Source organism: Massilia sp. 01N417 (assembly GCF_056399645.1).
Map to the genome: position 1 here is coordinate 15318 of NZ_JBFTRS010000011.1, position 20387 is coordinate 35704.

General features: G+C 65.8%; 21 protein-coding genes. 11 read left to right on the plus strand and 10 right to left on the minus strand.

Going from position 1 to position 20387, the window contains the following annotated elements; translation table 11 throughout:
- The first annotated feature begins 5 nt into the window (after positions 1 to 5).
- The 6 genes from AC1DOQ_RS13385 to AC1DOQ_RS13410 all read left to right on the plus strand — a co-directional run bounded on the left by AC1DOQ_RS13385 (position 6) and on the right by AC1DOQ_RS13410 (position 7810).
- A complete protein-coding gene (locus tag AC1DOQ_RS13385) occupies positions 6 to 1730 on the plus strand; it encodes an NAD(P)H-dependent oxidoreductase subunit E (RefSeq protein ID WP_477364588.1) in 1725 nt (574 codons plus the stop codon).
- Complete coding sequence (gene fdhF, locus AC1DOQ_RS13390; RefSeq protein WP_477364591.1) at positions 1727 to 4531, plus strand: formate dehydrogenase subunit alpha; 2805 nt, start codon at positions 1727 to 1729, stop codon at positions 4529 to 4531. Before AC1DOQ_RS13385 ends, fdhF begins: the two co-directional genes overlap by 4 nt.
- A gap of 4 nt (positions 4532 to 4535) precedes the next feature.
- Positions 4536 to 5405, plus strand: coding sequence for a formate dehydrogenase accessory sulfurtransferase FdhD (locus AC1DOQ_RS13395; protein WP_477364594.1), 870 nt, complete (start codon positions 4536 to 4538; stop codon positions 5403 to 5405).
- A 143-nt stretch (positions 5406 to 5548) separates the two neighbouring features.
- On the plus strand, positions 5549 to 6256 hold the full coding sequence (locus AC1DOQ_RS13400; RefSeq protein WP_477364597.1) for an ABC transporter permease: 708 nt from the start codon (positions 5549 to 5551) through the stop codon (positions 6254 to 6256).
- A 23-nt stretch (positions 6257 to 6279) separates the two neighbouring features.
- Positions 6280 to 6972: an energy-coupling factor ABC transporter ATP-binding protein gene (locus AC1DOQ_RS13405; RefSeq protein ID WP_477364985.1), complete on the plus strand. Its 693-nt coding sequence runs from the start codon at positions 6280 to 6282 to the stop codon at positions 6970 to 6972.
- A gap of 16 nt (positions 6973 to 6988) precedes the next feature.
- Positions 6989 to 7810 (plus strand): ABC transporter substrate-binding protein, encoded by an 822-nt coding sequence (locus AC1DOQ_RS13410; protein WP_477364600.1) that lies wholly within the window; start codon positions 6989 to 6991, stop codon positions 7808 to 7810.
- 52 nt (positions 7811 to 7862) lie between these two features.
- Here the strand turns inward: AC1DOQ_RS13410 and AC1DOQ_RS13415 are convergent, their stop codons facing one another.
- From AC1DOQ_RS13415 to hemF, 7 genes are all read right to left on the minus strand, one after another.
- Entirely contained in the window at positions 7863 to 8966 is a 1104-nt protein-coding gene (locus AC1DOQ_RS13415) for a glycosyltransferase family 9 protein (protein WP_477364603.1), read from the minus strand.
- Between the two features lie 308 nt (positions 8967 to 9274).
- On the minus strand, positions 9275 to 10753 hold the full coding sequence (gene rng, locus AC1DOQ_RS13420) for a ribonuclease G (protein WP_477364606.1): 1479 nt from the start codon (positions 10751 to 10753) through the stop codon (positions 9275 to 9277).
- Positions 10754 to 10901: 148 nt separating this feature from the next.
- Positions 10902 to 11522, minus strand: coding sequence for a Maf family protein (locus AC1DOQ_RS13425; protein WP_477364609.1), 621 nt, complete (start codon positions 11520 to 11522; stop codon positions 10902 to 10904).
- A 23-nt stretch (positions 11523 to 11545) separates the two neighbouring features.
- Positions 11546 to 12016 (minus strand): 23S rRNA (pseudouridine(1915)-N(3))-methyltransferase RlmH, encoded by a 471-nt coding sequence (rlmH, locus tag AC1DOQ_RS13430; RefSeq protein WP_477364611.1) that lies wholly within the window; start codon positions 12014 to 12016, stop codon positions 11546 to 11548.
- A gap of 22 nt (positions 12017 to 12038) precedes the next feature.
- Entirely contained in the window at positions 12039 to 12776 is a 738-nt protein-coding gene (rsfS, locus tag AC1DOQ_RS13435; protein WP_477364614.1) for a ribosome silencing factor, read from the minus strand.
- Positions 12776 to 13435 (minus strand): nicotinate-nucleotide adenylyltransferase, encoded by a 660-nt coding sequence (locus AC1DOQ_RS13440; protein WP_477364617.1) that lies wholly within the window; start codon positions 13433 to 13435, stop codon positions 12776 to 12778. Before AC1DOQ_RS13440 ends, rsfS begins: the two co-directional genes overlap by 1 nt.
- A complete protein-coding gene (gene hemF / locus AC1DOQ_RS13445) occupies positions 13432 to 14343 on the minus strand; it encodes an oxygen-dependent coproporphyrinogen oxidase (RefSeq protein WP_477364620.1) in 912 nt (303 codons plus the stop codon). The genes AC1DOQ_RS13440 and hemF overlap by 4 nt, the downstream gene beginning before the upstream one ends.
- 169 nt (positions 14344 to 14512) lie before the next feature.
- On the opposite strand from hemF, the gene AC1DOQ_RS13450 reads away from it, so the two are divergent.
- A complete protein-coding gene (locus tag AC1DOQ_RS13450) occupies positions 14513 to 14821 on the plus strand; it encodes a GIY-YIG nuclease family protein (protein WP_477364623.1) in 309 nt (102 codons plus the stop codon).
- A gap of 105 nt (positions 14822 to 14926) precedes the next feature.
- Here the strand turns inward: AC1DOQ_RS13450 and purD are convergent, their stop codons facing one another.
- The 3 genes from purD to AC1DOQ_RS13465 form a co-directional block, all read right to left on the minus strand.
- Complete coding sequence (gene purD, locus AC1DOQ_RS13455) at positions 14927 to 16195, minus strand: phosphoribosylamine--glycine ligase (RefSeq protein WP_477364626.1); 1269 nt, start codon at positions 16193 to 16195, stop codon at positions 14927 to 14929.
- Between the two features lie 22 nt (positions 16196 to 16217).
- Complete coding sequence (locus tag AC1DOQ_RS13460; RefSeq protein ID WP_477364629.1) at positions 16218 to 16943, minus strand: YebC/PmpR family DNA-binding transcriptional regulator; 726 nt, start codon at positions 16941 to 16943, stop codon at positions 16218 to 16220.
- Between the two features lie 73 nt (positions 16944 to 17016).
- Complete coding sequence (locus AC1DOQ_RS13465; RefSeq protein ID WP_477364632.1) at positions 17017 to 17787, minus strand: DUF2182 domain-containing protein; 771 nt, start codon at positions 17785 to 17787, stop codon at positions 17017 to 17019.
- Positions 17788 to 17895: 108 nt separating this feature from the next.
- On the opposite strand from AC1DOQ_RS13465, the gene AC1DOQ_RS13470 reads away from it, so the two are divergent.
- From AC1DOQ_RS13470 to AC1DOQ_RS13485, 4 genes are read left to right on the plus strand one after another with little or no spacing between them, the layout of a single operon-like run.
- Positions 17896 to 18819, plus strand: coding sequence for a DMT family transporter (locus AC1DOQ_RS13470; RefSeq protein ID WP_477364635.1), 924 nt, complete (start codon positions 17896 to 17898; stop codon positions 18817 to 18819).
- A 9-nt stretch (positions 18820 to 18828) separates the two neighbouring features.
- Positions 18829 to 19212 (plus strand): methylglyoxal synthase, encoded by a 384-nt coding sequence (locus AC1DOQ_RS13475; RefSeq protein WP_477364638.1) that lies wholly within the window; start codon positions 18829 to 18831, stop codon positions 19210 to 19212.
- Positions 19213 to 19233: 21 nt separating this feature from the next.
- Positions 19234 to 20208, plus strand: a complete 975-nt coding sequence (locus tag AC1DOQ_RS13480; RefSeq protein ID WP_477364988.1) for a quinone oxidoreductase family protein — start codon at positions 19234 to 19236, stop codon at positions 20206 to 20208.
- A 5-nt stretch (positions 20209 to 20213) separates the two neighbouring features.
- Positions 20214 to 20360, plus strand: coding sequence for a hypothetical protein (locus AC1DOQ_RS13485; protein ID WP_441934824.1), 147 nt, complete (start codon positions 20214 to 20216; stop codon positions 20358 to 20360).
- The last annotated feature ends 27 nt before the right edge of the window (positions 20361 to 20387 follow it).

Below are 20387 nucleotides of genomic sequence, written 5' to 3' on the forward strand. Positions count from 1 at the left end.
CCGCCATGAACCATCCCGTCATCCCCATCGCCGTGCAGGGCGCCAGCCGCCAGCGCAAGCGCGAGGCGCCCAAGGGCCGGCGTGCCGACCCGCAGGCCCTGCGCGAGGTGCAGGACCTGCTGGGCGACAGCCCGCGCCGGCGCGATCTGCTGATCGAATACCTGCACCGGATCCAGGACGCGTTCGGCTGCGTGGCAGCCAGGCACCTGGCGGCGCTGGCGCAGGAGCTGAAACTGGCGCAATCGGAGGTCTACGAAGTCGCCAGCTTCTATCACCACTTCGACGTGCTGCGCGACGGCGAAGAGGCGCCGGCCTCGATCACCGTGCGCGTCTGCGCCGGCCTGTCCTGCGAGATGGCGGGCGCTTCATCCCTGCTCGACAGGCTGCCGGCCATCCTCGGCACCGAGGTGCGGGTATTGGCCGCGCCTTGCGTCGGCCGCTGCGAGCAGGCGCCGGCGGCCCTGGTCGGCCAGCATCCGGTGCCGCGCGCGAGCGTGGAGACCGTGCTGACCAAAGTGGCGGCGAAGGAAACCACCGATATCCACCGGAACCATGACGGCCTGGCGGCCTACCGCGCCAAGGGCGGCTACGCGCTGCTGCGCGACTGCCTCGAAGGCCGCCGCGAGGTCGAGAGCGTGATCGCGGCGCTGGAAGCCTCCGGCCTGCGCGGCCTGGGCGGCGCAGGCTTCCCGGCCGGCCGCAAATGGCGCATCGTGCGCGCCGAGGCCGGCCCTCGTCTCATGGCGATCAACATCGACGAAGGCGAACCCGGTACCTTCAAGGACCGCGTCTATCTCGAGCGCGACCCGCACCGCTTCCTGGAAGGCGCCCTGATCGCCGCCTGGGCGGTCGGCATCGAGACCATCTACATCTACCTGCGCGACGAATACCACGGCCTGCGCGGGATGCTGGAAGCCGAGCTGGCGCTGTTACGCGCCGAGCCCTTCATGGACGGCATGCCGGAGATCGTCCTGCGCCGCGGCGCCGGCGCCTACATCTGCGGCGAAGAGTCGGCCATGATCGAGTCGATCGAAGGCAAGCGCGGCATGCCCCGCCTGCGTCCGCCCTACGTGGCCCAGGTCGGCCTGTTCGGCCGTCCGACCCTCGAACACAATTTCGAAACCCTGCACTGGGTGCGCGACATCGTCGAGCAGGGACCGGAACACTTCGCCAGCCACGGCCGCCATGGGCGCAAGGGCCTGCGCTCGTTCTCGGTCTCGGGCCGGGTGCGCGACCCGGGCGTCAAGCTGGCCCCGGCCGGCATCACGATCACGGAGCTGATCGAGGAATACTGCGGCGGCATGCAGGACGGTCACCAGTTCTACGCCTACCTGCCGGGCGGCGCCTCGGGCGGCATCCTGCCGGCCTCGATGGGCGACATCCCGCTCGACTTCGATACCTTGCAACCCTATGGCTGCTTCATCGGTTCGGCCGCCGTGGTGGTGCTCTCGAGCCAGGACACGGCCAAGGCCGCGGCCTTGAACACGCTGCGCTTCTTCAAGGACGAATCCTGCGGCCAGTGCACGCCCTGCCGCGCCGGCACCGCCAAGGCCGTGGCCCTGATGGAGCAGGCGCAGTGGGATACCGGGCTGCTGGGCGAACTGTCCCAGGTGATGCGCGACGCATCGATCTGCGGCCTGGGCCAGGCCGCGCCGAATCCCTTCGATTGCGTGATCAAGTACTTCCCGCATGAACTCAGTTTGAACGCAAGCCAGCAGGTGCAACCATGAACGCGAGCCTCCAGACAGTCACCTTCACGATCAACGGCAGGGAGGTGCAGGCGCTGCGCCACGAGACCCTGATCGAAGTCGCCGACCGCGAAGGCATCGAGATCCCGCGCCTCTGCTATGCCGAAGGCCTGGAAGCGGTCGGCAACTGCCGCTCCTGCATGGTCGAGATCGACGGCGAGCGCGTGCTGGCGCCGTCCTGCTGCCGCACGCCAATGCAGGGCATGAAGGTCACCACCGACAGCGAGCGCGCGGTAAAGGCGCAGAAGATGGTGCTCGAGCTGCTGGCCTCGGACATGCCCGAGAAGGAGTACACCCGCCATAACGAGGTCGACGTGTGGGCGGCAAAGCTCGGCGTCGGCAAGCCGCGCTTCCCGGCCACGCGCCCTGAACCGCAGCAGGACGCCACGCACGCCGCGATCACCGTCAACCTCGACGCCTGCATCCAGTGCACGCGCTGCCTGCGCGCCTGCCGCGACGAACAGGTCAACGACGTGATCGGCCTGGCCTTCCGCGGCGAAAACGCAAAAATCGTGTTCGACCAGGACGACCCGATGGGCGCCTCCACCTGCGTGGCCTGCGGCGAATGCGTGCAGGCCTGCCCGACCGGCGCCCTGAGCCCGGCGCGCGATGCGGCGCTGTCCATCCCCGACAAGAAAGTCGATTCGGTCTGCCCGTATTGCGGCGTCGGCTGCCAGCTGACCTACAACGTCAAGGACAACAAGATCCTCTACGTGGAAGGCCGCGACGGCCCCGCCAACCACGGCCGCCTGTGCGTGAAGGGCCGCTACGGCTTCGACTATGCCCACCATCCGCATCGCCTCACGAAACCGCTGATCCGCCGCGCGGGCGTGCCCAAGCTGGGTACCTTCACGATGGACCCGAGCACCGTCATGGAGGTGTTCCGCGAAGCGAGCTGGGAGGAGGCGCTCGAACTGGCCGGCGGCACGCTGGCGCGGATCCGCGACACTATCGGTGCGCGCGCGCTGGCCGGCTTCGGCTCGGCCAAGGGCAGCAACGAGGAGGCCTACCTGTTCCAGAAACTGGTGCGCACCGGCTTCGGCAGCAACAACGTCGACCACTGCACCCGCCTGTGCCACGCGTCCTCGGTGGCCGCGCTGCTGGAGGGCATCGGCTCGGGCGCGGTCTCGAACCCGGTGATGGACGTGACCCGCGCCGAGGTCGTGGTCGTGATCGGTGCGAATCCGACCGTGAACCACCCGGTGGCCGCTACCTGGATGAAGAACGCGGTCCGCACCGGCACCAAGCTGATCGTGATGGACCCGCGCCGCTCCGAACTGGCGCGCCATGCCCACCGCTACCTGCAGTTCAAGCCGGACACCGACGTCGCGCTGCTGAACGCGATGATGCACGTGATCGTCACCGAAGGCCTGGTCGACCAGGATTTCATCGCCAGCCGCACCATAGGCTACGACGAGCTGGCCAGGAACGTCGAAGGCTATAGCCCGGAATCGATGGCGCCGATCTGCGGCATCGATGCCGACACCATCCGCTACGTGGCGCGCCTGTACGCGACTTCCAAGGGCTCGATGATCCTGTGGGGCATGGGCGTCTCCCAGCACGTGCACGGCACCGACAATGCGCGCTGCCTGATCGCGCTGGCCCTGATGACCGGCCAGATCGGCCGCCCCGGCACCGGCCTGCATCCGCTGCGCGGCCAGAACAACGTGCAGGGCGCTTCCGACGCCGGCCTGATCCCGATGATGTACCCGGACTACCAGCGCGTCGACAACCCGCAGGCCAAGGCCCGCTTCGAAGCCGCCTGGGGCACCCGGCTGGACGACAAGCCGGGCCTGACCGTGGTCGAGATCATGGACGAGATCCTGGCCGGCGGTATCAAGGGCATGTACATCATGGGCGAGAACCCGGCCATGTCCGACCCGGACGCGAATCACGCGCGCGAGGCGCTGGCCGCGCTCGACTGCCTGGTGGTGCAGGACATCTTCCTGACCGAGACCGCCTACCTGGCCGACGTGATCCTGCCGGCGTCAAGCTTCGCCGAGAAGGCCGGCACCTTCACGAACACCGACCGCGTGGTCCAGCTGGGCCGCCAGGCGATCCACCCTCCGGGCGATGCGAAGCAGGACCTGTGGATCATCCAGCAGATGGCCCATCGGCTGGGCCTGCCGTGGAACTACGGCCACGTGTCCGAGGTGTTCGACGAGATGCGCAGGCTGATGCCCAGCATCGGCGGCATCACCTGGGACAGGCTGGAACGCGACGGCGCCGTCACCTATCCCTGCACGGTGGAGGGCGACCCCGGCCAGCCGGTGGTCTTCGTCGAGGACTTCCCGCGCGGCGCCGGGGAAGAGAAGGGCAGGGCGCGTTTCGTCCCGGCCGACATCATCCCGGCCAACGAGCGCCCGGACGCCGAGTACCCGATGGTCCTGATCACCGGCCGCCAGCTCGAACACTGGCATACCGGCAGCATGACCCGGCGCGCTGGCGTGCTGGATGCGATCGAGCCCGATCCGGTGGCCCTGGTGCATCCGCTCGACCTGGAGGCGATGGGAGGCAAGCCGGGCGAGGTCATCACCATCACCTCGCGCCGCGGTGAAGTCAGCCTGTATGCGCGCGCCGACGACAGCTCGCCGCGCGGCGCCATCTTCGTCCCCTTCTGCTACTACGAGGCGGCGATCAACCGGCTCACCAACGCGGCGCTCGACCCCTTCGGCAAGATCCCCGAGTTCAAGTACTGCGCGATCCAGGTGCGCCTGGGCGGCGAGGTGGTGCGCCAGGGTTCCTACGGTGGCGGCCAGATCCTGGCGGCCGTGGCACAATAAGAAGATGAACGAGCATCGCTATCGACCTCTGCTGTCCCAGGCAAGCGCCAGCCTCACCCACGAGGTGACGGCCATCGACGAGCGCGGACGCCGTTCCGTCCTGCACATCCCGGCCGAGCGCCCGCTGACCGTCTACGTCGACAAGCGCGAACTCGTGACCCTGATGACCCTGGGCGGCGCGCCGGAAGCGCTGACCCTGGGCTATCTGCGCAACCAGCGCCTGATACGCTCGCTGGACGAGGTGGTGTCGATCCAGGTCGACTGGTCGGTGGACGCGGTGGCGGTGGTGACCCGCAAGGGCATTACCGGCGTCGAGGAGCGCACCGCGAAGAAGGTCGTCACCACCGGCTGCGGCCAGGGTTCCATATTTGGCGGGCTGATGGATGAGGTCGATTCCATCAGTCTTCCTGATGAGGCGCGCCTGACCCAGTCGGTCGTCTACCGCATCGTCGAGACCATCCGTACCCAGCAGTCGGTCTACAAGCAGGCCGGCTCGGTGCACGGCTGCGCGCTGTTCTCGAACACGGGCGAGCTGCTGTACTTCGTCGAGGACGTGGGCCGCCACAACGCGGTCGACGCCATCGCCGGGCTGATGTGGCTGGACGGCGTCAGGGGCGAGGACAAGGTCTTCTACACCACCGGCCGCCTGACCTCGGAAATGGTGATCAAGGGCGCCCAGATGGGCATCCCCTTCCTGCTGTCGCGCTCCGGCACCACCCAGATGGGGCATATGGTGGCCGAGAAGGTCGGCATGTCGCTGCTGGCACGCTGCACAGGACGGCACTTCCTGCTGCTGACGGGGGCGGAGCGGCTGGTGTTCGAGCCGGATTTCCTTGACGCGCTGGAAGCAGAGCGCCAGCGACATTATGCGTGAGCGCCACGTCGCCCCCGCGCAGGCGGGGGCCCAGGTTTGCCGGCGCAATCGTGACGCAAACAAGACTTGGACCCCCGCCTTCGCGGGGGCGACGATGTGATGTCAGGGGGCGACGATGTGATGTCAGGGGGCGACGAGGTGGCATGCAGCTGATCGACGCAACCCTGCGCGCCTTCACGCTGCTGTTCACGGGCGACCCCGCGCTGTGGCGCATCATCTGGGTCTCGCTGAAGACCAGCGTGTTCGGCCTGCTGCTGGCGACGCCGCCGGCGGTGCTGCTGGGTTACCTGATCGGCCTGCACCGCTTTCCGGGGCGCCGCATCGCGATCTGGCTGGCGCAGGCGGCGCTGTCGCTGCCCACCGTGCTGATCGGATTGCTGCTGTATCTGCTGCTGTCGCGCCATGGGCCGATGGGGTCTCTGCAATGGCTGTTCTCGCAGCCGGGCATCGTCGCCGGCCAGTTCGTGGTGGCCTTGCCGGTGCTGCTGGCCTTTACCCTGGCCGCGGTGCAGGCCATCGATCCGCGCTATGCGGAGACCGCGATCTCCCTCGGCGCCTCGCGCCTGCAGGTGATGCTGCGGGTGCTGCACGAGGCCCGCTTCGGCGTGATGGCGGCGGTGCTGTCCGGCTTCGGGCGGGTGATCTCGGAAGTCGGCTGCGCGCTGATGGTGGGCGGGAATATCGAAGGCGAGACGCGCACCATCACCACCGCCATCGCCCTGGAAACCAGCAAGGGCGAGTTCGCGCAGGGGATCGCGCTGGGCATCGTGCTGGTGTCGATTGCGCTCTTGATGAACGGCGCGCTGATGCTGCTGCAGGGCGATGCCCATGCGGCGAAGGACAGGGCATGATCCAGCCGGTTTCGCTGCAGGGCATGGTCAGGAGCACGCCGGTGCGCACCGGCGACGAGCGGCGCCGCGCCCTGCTGGGCGTGAAGGGCCTGCGCAAGCGCTACGGCGAGCGCCTGCTGTTCGACATCGGCTGCATGGAGGTCGCGACCCACAGCGCCTACGTGCTCACCGGGATCAACGGCGCCGGCAAGAGCACCCTGCTGCGCGTGCTGGGCGGCCTGGAACGCGCCGAGGTCGACAGCATGCGCTTCGAAGGCCAGGAAGTGAATCCCCACCCCTACCCGAAGGCGATGCGCGAGGCCATCGTCTACGTGCACCAGCATCCGGTGATGTTCTCGACCAGCGTCGCCCACAATATCGGCTACGGCCTGCATGTGCGCGGCCTGCCGAAGGCCCAGGCGGCCGCCAGGGTCGAGGAGGCGATGGCCTGGGCCGGCGTCGGCCACCTGGGCGACGCCGATCCGGCCAGGCTGTCGGGCGGAGAGCGGCAGCGCGTGGCGCTGGCGCGCGCCCGGGTGCTGTCGCCGAAACTGCTGCTGCTCGACGAGCCGACCGCCAACCTGGACGGCCAGGCGCGCGAGCAGGTGATCGAATTGATCCCCACCGTGGTCGAAGCGGGAGGCAGCGTCATCATCGCCTGCCACGACCGCGACCTGATCGGCCTGCCCGGCGTGCATCGCCTCAAGCTGCGCGACGGGAAGCTCGAAGTTCGTTGACAACAAGGAGAACACCATGCAACGCCGTCTGTTCAGTCTCGCCCTCGTCCTCGGCGCCACCCTCGGGATGGCCTATGCGCCGGTCCAGGCCCAGGAGGCGAAAGTACTGCGCCTGTCCACCACCACCAGCACCGAGAATTCCGGCCTGCTGACCTGGCTGCTGCCCAGCTTCGAGCAGAAGTACGGCATCAAGGTCAACGTGATCTCGGTCGGCACCGGCAAGGCCCTGGAGCTGGGCAAGAACGGCGACGTCGACGTCACCCTGGTGCACGCGCGCCAGCTCGAAGACAAGTTCGTGCTCGAAGGCTGGGGCATCGACCGCCGCGACGTGATGTACAACGACTTCATCGTGGTCGGCCCGACCTCGGACCCGGCCGGCGTCAAGGGCATGCACGACGTGCTGGGCGCCTTCAGGAAGATCGCCTCGACCAACGTGAAGTTCATCTCGCGCGGCGACAATTCGGGCACCGACGTGATGGAGAAGGGCTACTGGAAGGAGATCGGCGCCAAGCCGCAGGGCGGCAACTACGTGTCGGCCGGCCTGGGCATGGGCGAAGTGCTGAACATGGCGGCCGAGATGAATGCCTACACCCTGACCGACCGCGCCACCTACGGCGCATATAAAGCCAAGACCGGCCTGGCGATCCTGGTCGAAGGCGACAAGCGCATGTTCAACCCCTACGGCATCATCGCGGTGAATCCGGAGAAGCACAAGGGCATCAACTACAGGGGGGCGAAGCAGCTGATCGACTGGATCACGTCGCCGGAGGGGCAGGCGAAGATTGCGGCGTTCAAGCCGGGTGGGGAGCAGCTGTTTTTCCCGTCGGCGGCCAGATAAGCAGCTAGGGTGGGCACTTCGTGCCCACCCTACGGGAAGCGCAGATCGATGATCACGCCAAAGCGTGCATCACATCCTGCACCGGAATCGCCTTCACCCAATCCCGCCGCTGGTGCGCCGTGATCACGGTGCTGTTGGCCTTGTCGACCGGCGCCCATTCCGGGGTCTTCTGGCGCATCAGCGCCACCACCGGCACGCCGACGGCGTTCGCCAGGTGCATCACGGCGGTTTCCACCGAGACGATCAGGTCGCATTGGGCCAGCATGGCCGGCAGCTGGAAGAAGTTCTCGTTGGCGCTGAACAGCTGGGTGCGGTCAAGCTGGCGCTCGGCCAGCATGGTCTTCACGCGCTCGACTTCCTGCGGCACCGCGTTGACGATGAAGCAGGCGCCGCGCCATTCCGGCTGGCCGCGCATGGTGGTGATCAGTTCGGCCACGCGTTCGACCGGCCAGCAGCGCTTGCGGGTCTTGGCGAAGGGGTTGATGAACACCAGCTTGCCCTGGCGCTGGTCGAAGCCCCATTCCTGCAGGCGGGCGCGGGCGCCCTCGATGAAGCGTTCCGGGATGTGGACGAAGGGGATGCGCTCGGCCGGCGGGATGTTCACGTTCGCCAGGCGGCGGAACCATTCCGCATGCACGTCGCTGATGTGGGGCGCGGTCGAACGGTCGGCCACGTCCGGGTCGAGGGCGGCATCCAGCTTGCGGTAGGTGAAGTAGTGCGGCAGGCCGGACAGGCCCATCGGCTTCTTCAGGCCGACCACGAAGCCGTCCGGGCTGATGCGGCGGGCCAGGTTGGCGTAGAAGTGCGGGCGCAGGGTGCCGAGCGAGACCACGATCGGGTAATGCTCCTCGCGGGCTTCCCTGATCGAGGCCTCGAACAGGTCGGGCGAGTAGTTCTGCTTGTAGACCTTGTCGATGAAATCGCAGGCATCGAGCCAGTCGTACAGCACGTTCTTTTTAAGATGCGGCCATTGCGAAGAGTCGCCGGTGCGGCGGACTTCGTCGACCCACAGGTGCAGCTTCAGGTGCGGGTAGGCCCGCGCGAACGCCTGGAAGCAGTTCTGCAGATATGTATAATCGCCCAACGCCAGGTGGGCGATGAACAGGATCTTGTCCGACTTCTTCAGCAAATCGGCAGGGATGAGTGGGTCGTTCATTGTCTCTTACGGGTCGCAAGTCAGCACGAAAACCGACGCCGCCAGTGGTCAATCAGGAAGCCTGCCAACCGTCGATCGGACGTTTGGCAGCGCCTAGCGGTCGGCTGGCCGCTCTTGGCAAGCCATCGCTTGAAACCGCGGTACCGCCAACTCTCGAATTATCAGCAAATTGTCACAAATTGTAGTCCAAACTGGGCAAGTGCGTTGCCCCTATCGGGATTTTTAACGCTATTGTCCTGTAGCAGCAACAGCATCTGAGTACTATGACAAATGCATGAGTTATAACTGGCGAAACTGACGTGTAAAGCTCACATCAGAATCACATCGTACTGCTCCTGGTGGTAACCCTTCTCCACCTGCAGCGAGATCTTCTTGCCGATGAAGTCCCCGAGCATCGCCAGGTGCTGCGACTCCTCCTCGAGGAACAGGTCGACCACCTCCTGCGAGGCCAGGATGCGGAACTCGCGCGGGTTGAACTGCTTGGCCTCGCGCAGCAGCTCGCGCAGGATCTCGTAGCAGATGGTGCGCGAGGTCTTCACCTGTCCCTTGCCGCCGCAGGCCGGGCAGGGCTCGCACAGGATGTGGGCCAGCGACTCGCGGGTGCGCTTCCTGGTCATCTCGACCAGGCCCAGGGCCGAGAAGCCGCTGACGGACACCTTGGTGCGGTCGCGCGACAGGGTCTTCTTGAGCTCCGCCAGTACGGCGTTGCGGTGCTCGTTGTTCTCCATGTCGATGAAGTCGAGGATGATGATGCCGCCCAGGTTGCGCAGGCGGAGCTGGCGCGCGATCGCATGCGCCGCCTCGAGGTTGGTCTTGAAGATGGTGTCGGCAAAATTACGTCCGCCGACGAAGCCGCCGGTGTTCACGTCGATCGTCGTCATCGCCTCGGTCTGGTCGACGATCAGGTAGCCGCCCGATTTCAGGTCGACGCGGCGGCCCAGCGCGCGCAGGATCTCTTCCTCGACGCCATAGAGGTCGAACAGCGGGCGCTCGCCGGTGTAGTGCTGCAGGCGCGACAGCACGCTGGGCGTGTAGACCTGGGCGAATTCGACCAGCTTCAGGTAGTTCTCGCGCGAGTCGACCAGGATTGCCGCCGTCTCGTCGTGCACGAAGTCGCGCAGCACGCGCTGGGCCAGGTTCAGGTCCTGGTACAGCAGGCTGGTGGCGGGACGGGTGCGCGCGCCCTGCAGGATCGCGCCCCAGGTCTTGCGCAGGTAGTCGATGTCGGCGGCCAGGTCGGCGTCGGAAGCGTCTTCGGCCTGGGTGCGCACGATGTAGCCGCCTTTTTCTTCCGGCGGCAGCAGGCCCTGCATGCGCGCGCGCAGCGCTTCGCGCTCGGATTCCTTCTCGATCTTCTGCGAGATGCCGATGTGCTTGTCCTGCGGGAGGTAGACCAGCATGCGGCCGGCGATCGAGATCTGGGTCGACAGGCGCGCGCCCTTGGTGCCGATCGGGTCCTTGATCACCTGCACGGTCAGCACCTGGCCGTCGAACAGGATCTTTTCGATGGGCGTCGGCGCCGCGTTGCCGTTGTTGCCGCCATTGTTGTCGTGGGGGCGGGCTTCCCAGATGTCGGCCACGTGCAGGAAGGCGGCGCGTTCCAGGCCGATGTCGATGAAGGCCGACTGCATCCCCGGCAGCACGCGTACGACCTTGCCCGAATAGACATTGCCGGCCAGGCCACGCGTGAGCGTGCGCTCGATGTGCAGCTCCTGCACGGCTCCCTGTACCACCAGCGCGACGCGCGTTTCCTGTGGGGTGATATTGATCAGGATGTCTTCAGTCATGAGGCTAGGGCCGTGCGTGAAATGTTCAAGGTGCCATCATACCGTAGGGTGGGCGGCTCGACCATTGCGACAGGAATATCCGCAACGTGAACGCCGTCCACGCCGGACATATGCATGGCGTTGGCTGGCCCCATGAGGGAGCCCCCGTTCAGAAGAAGGTAACGCCAGCCTTCCGCAGCAGCTGCGCCGTCTCGAACACCGGCAAGCCCATGATGCCCGAATGGCTGCCCTCGATATGCTCGATGAACAGCGCCGCCAGGCCCTGGATGCCGTAGGCGCCGGCCTTGTCATAGGGCTCGGCGGTGGCGCAATACGCCTTGATCTCGGCCGGGCTCAGTTTGGCGAAGCGCACGTTGGACACCTGGGTCACCTGCTCGGCGATGTCGATGTAGTGCAGGGCCACCGAGGTCAGCACCTGGTGGGTGCGGCCGGACAGGCTCTCCAGCATGGCCACGGCTTCCTGGGGATTGGCCGGCTTGCCGAGGATCCGGCCGTCGATGGTGACGGTGGTGTCGGCCGACAGCACCGGACGCAGCGGCATGCGGCGCAGGGCCAGCACCTTCCAGGCGAAGGCGCCTTTGTCGCGCGCCACCCGGGCCACGTAGTCGAGCGGCGCCTCACCGGGATGCTCGTCCTCGCTCACGTCCTCGCCGCGCGCGGGATCGGTACGCAGGCTGAGCAGTTCAAATTCCACGCCGACCTGGCGCAGCAGTTCGCGCCTGCGTGGGCTCTTCGAGGCGAGGTAGATCTTTTTGTCGAGAAATTTCATCTTCGAAGAAGCGGGGAAGCTTCCTAAACGCGGTGGTAGGGATGGTTCTGGGTGATCGACCAGGCACGATACAGCTGCTCCGCCAGCATGACCCGCACGATTCCGTGCGGCAGGGTCATGCTGGAGATGCGGATCAGCCCATCGGCGCGGGCCTTCAGTTCGGGGTCGAGGCCGTCGGCGCCGCCGATCAGGAAGGCGACATCGCGCCCGTCCTGCTGCCAGGCTTCCAGCTGCTGGGACAGGCCGACGCTGGTGAGGTCCTTGCCGCGCTCGTCGAGGGCGATGATGCGCACCCCCTTCGGCAACACGGCTTCGATGCGCTCGCGTTCGAGCGCCATCGCGGTGGCCGCGGTCTTGCTGCCCGAACGCTCGACCGGCTTGATTTCCTTGAGCACGATGCGCAGCTCGGGCGGCATGCGCTTGAGGTACTCCGCAAAACCGGTCTCGATCCAGGCCGGCATCTTGTGGCCGACCGCGGCAATGATCAACTGCATTGTTGAAACTTATCCGACGGGATTATTCGTCGGCCTTCTTGATGCGGCGGATGACCTTCTTGGCCGCGGGTGCAGCCGATCCCGCGCCTTCGGCGGCCGGGGCGGCAGCCTTGGCCGCGCGCTTCGGTGCGGCGGCCTTGGCGGCTTTCGCGGCGGCAGCGGATGCGGCGACGGCCTTCGGCACGGCAACCTTCACGCGGGCGCCGGTCGGGATCTTGGCGGCCGGCGTCTTGGCCGCCGGCTTCTTGGCGGAAGCCGCTTCGCCGGCGGTCTTCGATGCGGCGGTGGCGCGCTTGGCGGCCGGCTTGCGCTCGTTCACCGGCTTGGCTTCCGGCTGCTCCTGATTAGCTGCCAGGTGCTTGCCCTTGGTCTTCGGGGCCGCGGCGGCTTCCTGGCCTTCCGCGGTGGACTTGCGCTTGGCCGCGCCCAGCTTGACCGGCTTCTCGCCCCAGATTTCTTCCAGGCGGTAGTACTGGCGGATGGCCGGCTGCATGATGTGCACGATCATGTCGCCGAGGTCGACGAGCACCCATTCACCGGTGTCCTCGCCTTCCATGCCGACCACGTCGCCGCCTGCTTCCTTGACCTTGTCGCGGACAGAGGCAGCCAGTGCCTTGGTCTGGCGATTCGAGGTGCCCGACACGACCGCGATGCGGTCGAACAGGCTGGTCAGGTTCGTCGTGTCGAACAGGGCGATCTCCTGGCCCTTGACGTCTTCGAGGGCGTCGACGACGATCGTTTGCAGTTTCTTGATATCCATTAGATCTTGTATAAGTTATGTTGTTGAATATAGTCTAGCACTTGCGGCGCAAGGAGCGCGCTTACCTTTGACGGCGCATTTTCCTTTAAAGCCGCACGTACTTCGGTGGCCGAAACATCGACCGCCAGCGTATGTGCCAGGCAGACTTTGCCGGCCTTGCTCGCACGTACTTCTTCGGGCGTGGCAAGGCGCGGCGCCAGTTCTTGCGCCACCGCGGGCGGCAGGGCAGCGGCATCGAGCCGGTAGCCCGGGCGCGCGGCGACGCCGAAATTCGCCAGCGCGAACAGTTCCTTCCAGTCGATCCAGCTGTCCAGCTTCTGCAACTGGTCGGCGCCCATCAGGAACACGATCGAGGCATCGGGTCCGAGTTCGGCGCGCAGTTCGCGCAGGGTCTCGACCGTGTAGGTCGGGGTGTCGCGCTCGATTTCCCGGAGGTCGACGATGGCGGGGAAGGCGGCGTGTGCGAACGCCAGCTCCAGCATCGCGACGCGGTCGGCATCGCCGGCTTCCAGTCCCGCCTTCTTCTGCCACGGCCGTCCGGCCGGCATGATGCGCAGCTCGTCCGGATGAAGCAGGTGCGCGAACAGTTCGGCCAGCGCGACGTGGCCGTCATGTACCGGGTCGAAACTGCCTCCCAGCAGGGCAACGCAGCGAATCACGGGGCCAGCCAATCCCGGTGGACGAGGAAGTCGCTATACAGCTTCGCCTCGGGGCTGCCCGGTTCCGGGTGCCAGTCGTAGCGCCATTTCACGATCGGCGGCATCGACATCAGGATCGCCTCGGTACGCCCGCCCGACTGCAGGCCGAACAGGGTGCCGCGATCCCAGACCAGGTTGAACTCGACGTAACGTCCGCGGCGGTAAGCCTGGAAGTCGCGTTCGCGCTCGCCGTACGGCAGGTCCTTGCGCGCCTTGACGATCGGCAGATAGGCATCGAGGAAACCCTTGCCCACGCTTTGCACCAGCGCGAAGGCGCGCTCGAAACCGATCTCGTTGAAGTCGTCGAAGAAGATGCCGCCGACGCCGCGCGCTTCCTTGCGGTGCTTCAGGTAGAAATAATCGTCGCACCAGCGCTTGAAGCGCGGATGCAGGTCCTCGCCGAAAGGCGCCAGCGCATCGTGGCAGACCTGGTGGAAGTGACGCACGTCGCCTTCATCGGCGTAATAGGGCGTCAGGTCCATGCCGCCGCCGAACCACCAGACCGGTTCCTTACCCTCGGCCGTCGCCTCGAAGAAGCGCACGTTCATGTGCACGGTCGGCGCATAAGGATTACGCGGATGCAGCACCAGCGACACCCCCATCGCTTCCCAGGCGCGTCCGGCCAGTTCCGGCCGCGCGGCCATCGCCGACGGCGGCAGGCTCTTGCCTTGCACGTGGGAGAAATTGCAGCCGCCGCGCTCGAACACATTACCTTCTTCGATCAGCCGCGAAACACCACCGCCACCTTCGGCACGTTCCCAGGTATCGCGCAAAAACGGCTTGCCATCGACTTCCTCCAGCGCCTGCACGATGCGCGCCTGCAAATCGAGCAGCCAGGCCTTGACGGCGGCAGGGTTCGGGGTGGACATGTGGATGAGGTGGCGGCTGAAAAAAATGGATCGGGGATTGTACACCACTGGCGCTCCCGAGTCGTCATTCCTCTGCCACCGTCGTCCCCGCGAAGGCGGGGACCCAAGTTCTTATTGAGGGGACGCATGGCTGCGCAAGCGATGTAAACGGAACATCGGTGTTTTAACCATGGGTTCGGCAATGATGGAAAAGCACAGCTATGTCTACATCCTGACGAATCGCCCTTATGGAACTTTATATGTAGGCAGCACAACCGATCTGCTGAAGCGCGTCTGGCAGCATCGTGAAGGCGTTTTCGATGGATTCACGAAGCAATATCGACTGACACATCTCGTCTGGTATGAGGTGCATACCTACGTCATGGAAGCAGCGCGTCGAGAAAAACTGATCAAGCGTTGGAACAGGGATTGGAAGGTGAATCTAGTCCAGAAAATGAATCCCGATTGGCGTGATCTCTACGCTGACATGACGGCTTAGTTTGGCTGGTCCTTGGGTCCCCGCCTTCGCGGGGACGACGGTGGCGCTTAAAAAACGGGACGTCACCTTCCGGCAAACGTCCCGTCTTTTTAGTGCGCGGAAGACTTACTGCTTGACCCCACGCCACCCAATATCGCGGCGATACTGCGCCCCATTGAAGTGGATCTTCTCCACGGTTTCGTAGGCCTGCTTCTGCGCCATCTTGACGCTGTCGCCCAGACCCACCACGCACAGCACGCGGCCGCCCGAGGTTTGCAGGTTGCCGTCGACCAGGCGGGTGCCGGCGTGGAAGGTGATGCATTCCGGGGTTTCGGCCGGGATGCCGTCGATGATGTCGCCCTTGACCGGGTCGTCCGGATAGCCGGCGGCGGCCATCACGACGCCCACCGCGGTACGGCGGTCCCATTCCAGTTCCACGGCGTCCAGCGTGCCGTTGCAGGCGTGTTCCAGCACCGTCACGAAGTCGCTCTTCAGACGCGCCATGATGGGTTGGGTTTCCGGGTCGCCCATGCGGCAGTTGAATTCCAGCGTCTTCGGGTTGCCGGCGGCGTCGATCATCAGGCCGGCGTACAGGAAGCCGGAGTAGGGGATGCCGTCCCTGGCCATGCCCTGGATGGTCGGGTTGATGATCTCGCGCATCACGCGCGCATGCATCGACGGCGTCACGATCGGCGCCGGCGAGTAGGCGCCCATGCCGCCCGTGTTCGGACCCTGGTCGCCATCCTTCAGGCGCTTGTGGTCCTGGGAGGTGGCCAGTGCCAGCACGTTCTTGCCGTCGCACATGACGATGAAGCTGGCTTCTTCGCCGGCCAGGAATTCCTCGATCACGATGCGGGCGCCGGCGTCGCCGAAGCGGTTATCCGACAGCATGTGGTCGACCGCCTGGTGCGCTTCTTCCAGCGACATCGCGACCACCACGCCCTTGCCGGCCGCCAGGCCGTCGGCCTTGATGACGATCGGGGCGCCGTTGGCGTCGATGTAGGCATGGGCCTGTTGCGCATCCGAGAAGGTCTGGTACTTCGCGGTCGGGATGCCGTGGCGTTCCATGAAGGCCTTGGCGAAGTCCTTCGAGCTTTCCAGCTGGGCCGCCTCGCGGGTCGGGCCGAAGACCTTCAGCCCGCGCGAGCGGAACAGGTTGACGATGCCGGCCGCCAGCGGCGCTTCCGGTCCCACCAGGGTCAGTGCGACGTGCTCGGCGACCACGAAGTCGGCCAGCGCGGCCGGATCCGTGATGTCGATGTTGACCAGGCGCGCATCGTGCGCCGTGCCGCCGTTGCCGGGCGCCACGTAGACCGTCTGGACGCGGTCGGATTGGGCCAGTTTCCAGGCCAGGGCATGTTCACGGCCACCAGAGCCGACTACCAGGATTTTCATGGGGGCCTTTCGTGGTCCTTGCTTACTCTTCGATGACGGCGTTCGTATACACTTCCTGCACGTCGTCCAGGTTTTCCAGGACGTCGAGCAGTTTCTGCATCTTCTGCGCGTCTTCGCCGGTGAACACCGTTTCGGTGTCCGGCTTCATGATGACTTCGGCGGAATCGGCCTTGAAGCCGGCCTTTTCCAGCGCATCCTTGACGCCGGCAAAGGCGTTCGGGTCGCACAGTACTTCGAAGCCGCCTTCCTCGTCGGCGATGACGTCGTCGGCACCGGCTTCCAGCGCGGCTTCCATCAGCTTGTCTTCTTCCACGCCCGGCGCGAACAGGAACTGGCCGACATGCTTGAACATGAAGGACACCGAACCTTCGGTACCCATGTTGCCGCCGTATTTGCTGAAGGCGTGGCGCACTTCGGCCACGGTGCGGACGCGGTTGTCGGTCATGCAGTCGACGATGATCGCGGCGCCGCCGATGCCGTAGCCTTCGTAGCGGATTTCTTCGTAGTTGACGCCTTCGAGGCCGCCCGAGCCGCGCTGGATCGCGCGGGTGACGTTGTCCTTCGGCATGTTCGCGTCGGCAGCCTTGTCGACTGCCAGGCGCAGGCGCGGGTTCGAGGCGATGTCGCCGCCGCCCATGCGGGCTGCAACCGTGATTTCCTTGATGAGACGAGTCCAGATCTTGCCGCGCTTGGCGTCGGTGGCGGCCTTCTTATGCTTGATATTGGCCCATTTGCTGTGTCCAGCCATGATGTCGAGATTCCCTTAGACGGTATGGATTTAATCCTCGACATTTTATCATAGCGCCCTTGCTCAAAAACTGTCAGGGAAACAACAGCGCGGTACCCCAGGCCACCAGTCCGAGTCCGGTGGCGCAGGCCAGCAGGTGTCCGCCGGGGAGCATTTTTTCGGCCAGGATCAGGGCAATCAGGCCGCAGATCAGGGGCAGGTTGAGGACGCCGAAGGGCAGCACCAGCGCCATCAGCAGCCAGCAGCAGCCGGTGCAATAGCGGGCGTCGGCGATGCCCATCCTGAACGCGCCCCAGCTGCCGCGCCGCCAATGGGTCAGGACGAAGGCCAGCGGCGTGCGGCAGTTGTCCAGGCTGATGTGCTTGGCGGGCGTCCACTGGTAGACCCCGGCCGCCGCCAGCGCCAGCGCGCCGACGGTGGGATCGGCGATCGCCATGCTCTCGTCGAGCGCGCCGGTATCGTGCAGCAGCCAGGCCGCCAGCGCCGCCGCCAGCGCGCAGCAGCACCAGACGCACAGGTAGCCGAGCATGAACATCAGGGTGCCGGCGTAGACCCAGCGTTCGCGCCGCAGGCGTTTGACGCGCGCGTACAGCAGCACCGAGGGCGCCGCCGCCGGCAGCATCATCCCCGCGATCAAGACTACCCAGAGCCCATACAGCAGCCCGAGGTCGCCGGCGTGCCAGGGGGCGGCGGCGGTCTTGCCGGCCGCGCCGAGGCCGAGCGGCGCCATGCGGCCGACACGGACCAGCAGGTAGGCCCAGCACAGGGCCGCGAGCAGGCCCAGCAGGGCCAGGACGATGGTGCGTTCGGAGCCACTGCGCTTGACGCCGCCAGCAGTGCTCATATGAACATCTCCTCTTTGAAGTGGGTCAGCGGCGGTTGGACCACTATTGCCATCCGGCGTTCGCAGCCGCCCTCAGCCGGAAATCCGGATTCGCACTACAATCTTTTGATGAGCAAATCTGCAATCGACATTTCCGTTGCGCCGGTCCCACGTCCGGCCTTGATCGGCGGCCTCGCCATCGCCATTGCCGGCGCCGTCCTGTTCTCCACCAAAGCTGTCGTCGCCAAACTGCTGTATCGCTACCACATCGATGCAGTAACCTTGATCGCCTTCAGAATGCTGTTCTCGCTTCCGGTATTTGCGGGCGTGGCGATCTGGAAGATGCGTACCCAGCCGCCCCTGGCCGTCGCCGACCGCTGGCGCCTGGTGGGCCTGGGCCTGATCGGCTACTACCTGTCCAGCTACCTCGATTTCCTGGGGCTGCAATACATCTCGGTCGGGCTGGAGCGCCTGATCCTGTTCCTGACCCCGACCTTCGTGCTCTTGATTACCGCCGTGTTCCTGAAGCGCCGCATCGGTGGCGCGCAATGGCTGGCGCTGGGCCTGTCCTACTGCGGCATCGTGCTGGTGTTCGTGCACGACCTGCAGGGCGGCGCCGGCAGCATCGTCACCGGTTCGCTGCTGGTGCTGGGTTCGGCGCTGGCGTATGCGATCTACCTGCTGGGCACCGGCGAGATGGTCAGGCGCATCGGCTCGCTGCGCCTGGTGGCTTACGCCATGTGCGTCTCGAGCGTGGCCTGCATCGCCCAGTTCTTCATCCTGCGCCCGGCCTCGCTGCTGATCCAGCCGCTGCAGGTCTACGGCCTCTCGCTCGTGAACGGAATATTCTGTACCATCTTCCCGGTCTTCATGACGATGATCGCGGTACAGCGCATCGGCGCCGCGACCGCCTCGCAGGCCGGCATGATCGGCCCGGTGTCCACGCTGTTCCTGGGCTGGGCGCTGCTGGGTGAGCCGATCACGACCGTGCAGCTGGCCGGGACCGGCCTGGTGCTGGCGGGAATCTATATGCTGTCGCTGAAAAGAACCTAAGGGAAAAAGATGAAACCACCGCCAAGAATCGCCCTGATTGCCCACGACAAGAAAAAAGACGACATGATCGCGCTCGCCGCCGAGTACCGGGAGTTCCTGGGCCGCTGCACGCTCACCGCCACCGGCACCACCGGCGGCCGCCTGAACAACGAGCTCGGCCTCGACGTCACGCGCATGCATTCGGGCCCGCTGGGCGGCGACCTGCAGATCGGCGCCCACCTCGTCAACGGCGAGATCGACTGCGTGATCTTCCTGCGCGACCCCATGACCCCGCAACCGCACGAGCCGGACATCAATGCCCTGGTGCGTGCCTGCGACGTCCATAACATCCCGTGCGCGACGAATGTGGCGAGCGCGCACCTGGTCCTGTCCCGGCTGATGGAACTGTCCTGACAAAGGAGAACGAGAATGGCAATGGCAAAAGCGATCCGCTACGCGCGTACCGGCGGTCCCGAGGTGATGGAACTGGCCGAGGTCGAGGTCGGCGAGCCCGGTCCCGGTGAAGCGCGCGTGCGCAACCATGCGATCGGCCTGAACTTCATCGACGTCTATTTCCGCAATGGCCTTTATCCGGCCCCGCTGCCAGGGGGCCTGGGGCAGGAGGGCGCCGGCGTGGTCGAGGCGGTGGGCGAGGGCGTGACCCATGTGCGGCCAGGCGACCGCGTGGCCTATGCGGCGCGCCCGAACGGCGCCTACAGCGAGCTGCGCGTGATGCCGGCCGATATCCTGGTCAAGCTGCCGGACGACATCGACTTCGAGACCGGCGCGGCGATGATGCTGCAGGGCCTGACGGTGCAGTACCTGTTCCGCCGTACCTATCCGCTGCAGGCCGGCGAGACCATCCTGTTCCACGCGGCGGCCGGCGGGGTCGGCCTGATCGCCTGCCAGTGGGCGCGCGCGCTCGGCGTGAACCTGATCGGCACGGTGGGGTCAAACGAGAAAGCGGAACTGGCCCGGCAGCATGGCGCGGCCCACGTCATCAACTACAACACCGAGGATGTGGTGCAGCGCGTGCTGGAGATCACGAACGGGGCGAAGGTGCCGGTGGTCTACGATTCGGTCGGCAAGGACACTTTCCTGCGCTCGCTCGACTGCCTGCAGCCGCTGGGCCTGATGGTCAGCTTCGGCAACTCGTCCGGCGCGGTGCCGCCCTTCGCACTTTCCGAACTGGTTTCGCGCGGCTCGCTCTACATCACGCGTCCGACCCTGCAGACCTATGCGGCCAAGCGCGAAGACCTGGAGGCGATGGCGGCCGACCTGTTCCAGATGGTCACCAGCGGCAAGATCAAGATCGAGATCCACCAGCGCTTCCCGCTGGCGGACGCAGCCCAGGCCCATATTGCGCTGGAATCGCGGCGCACCACCGGCAAGACCATCCTTCTGCCATGACAGCCATGAGAGAGTTCAGCGACGACAACGAACCCCCGATCGAGCCCCAGCAGGACGACAGCCCGCGCTTCGGCCGCCTGCTGGCGGTGCTGGCGCTGGCGGTTTTGCTGATTGTGGCGATTACGTTTTTTTCGGAGAGGTATTTGGCCTGAGCAAACCACCGTCGTTCCCGCGAAAGC

Coding starts and splice junctions, on each gene's coding strand:
- purD (WP_477364626.1), bottom strand. CDS start 16,195: ATGAAAATCCTGGTAGTCGGCTCTGGTGGCCGTGAACATGCCCTGGCC.
- hemF (WP_477364620.1), bottom strand. CDS start 14,343: ATGTCCACCCCGAACCCTGCCGCCGTCAAGGCCTGGCTGCTCGATTTG.
- AC1DOQ_RS13475 (WP_477364638.1), top strand. CDS start 18,829: ATGAAACCACCGCCAAGAATCGCCCTGATTGCCCACGACAAGAAAAAA.
- AC1DOQ_RS13415 (WP_477364603.1), bottom strand. CDS start 8,966: ATGAACGACCCACTCATCCCTGCCGATTTGCTGAAGAAGTCGGACAAG.
- AC1DOQ_RS13385 (WP_477364588.1), top strand. CDS start 6: ATGAACCATCCCGTCATCCCCATCGCCGTGCAGGGCGCCAGCCGCCAG.
- rlmH (WP_477364611.1), bottom strand. CDS start 12,016: ATGCAGTTGATCATTGCCGCGGTCGGCCACAAGATGCCGGCCTGGATC.
- AC1DOQ_RS13400 (WP_477364597.1), top strand. CDS start 5,549: ATGCAGCTGATCGACGCAACCCTGCGCGCCTTCACGCTGCTGTTCACG.
- AC1DOQ_RS13405 (WP_477364985.1), top strand. CDS start 6,280: ATGGTCAGGAGCACGCCGGTGCGCACCGGCGACGAGCGGCGCCGCGCC.
- AC1DOQ_RS13485 (WP_441934824.1), top strand. CDS start 20,214: ATGAGAGAGTTCAGCGACGACAACGAACCCCCGATCGAGCCCCAGCAG.
- rng (WP_477364606.1), bottom strand. CDS start 10,753: ATGACTGAAGACATCCTGATCAATATCACCCCACAGGAAACGCGCGTC.
- AC1DOQ_RS13395 (WP_477364594.1), top strand. CDS start 4,536: ATGAACGAGCATCGCTATCGACCTCTGCTGTCCCAGGCAAGCGCCAGC.
- AC1DOQ_RS13425 (WP_477364609.1), bottom strand. CDS start 11,522: ATGAAATTTCTCGACAAAAAGATCTACCTCGCCTCGAAGAGCCCACGC.
- AC1DOQ_RS13450 (WP_477364623.1), top strand. CDS start 14,513: ATGGGTTCGGCAATGATGGAAAAGCACAGCTATGTCTACATCCTGACG.
- AC1DOQ_RS13460 (WP_477364629.1), bottom strand. CDS start 16,943: ATGGCTGGACACAGCAAATGGGCCAATATCAAGCATAAGAAGGCCGCC.
- AC1DOQ_RS13470 (WP_477364635.1), top strand. CDS start 17,896: ATGAGCAAATCTGCAATCGACATTTCCGTTGCGCCGGTCCCACGTCCG.
- AC1DOQ_RS13465 (WP_477364632.1), bottom strand. CDS start 17,787: ATGAGCACTGCTGGCGGCGTCAAGCGCAGTGGCTCCGAACGCACCATC.
- AC1DOQ_RS13410 (WP_477364600.1), top strand. CDS start 6,989: ATGCAACGCCGTCTGTTCAGTCTCGCCCTCGTCCTCGGCGCCACCCTC.
- AC1DOQ_RS13480 (WP_477364988.1), top strand. CDS start 19,234: ATGGCAAAAGCGATCCGCTACGCGCGTACCGGCGGTCCCGAGGTGATG.
- fdhF (WP_477364591.1), top strand. CDS start 1,727: ATGAACGCGAGCCTCCAGACAGTCACCTTCACGATCAACGGCAGGGAG.
- rsfS (WP_477364614.1), bottom strand. CDS start 12,776: ATGGATATCAAGAAACTGCAAACGATCGTCGTCGACGCCCTCGAAGAC.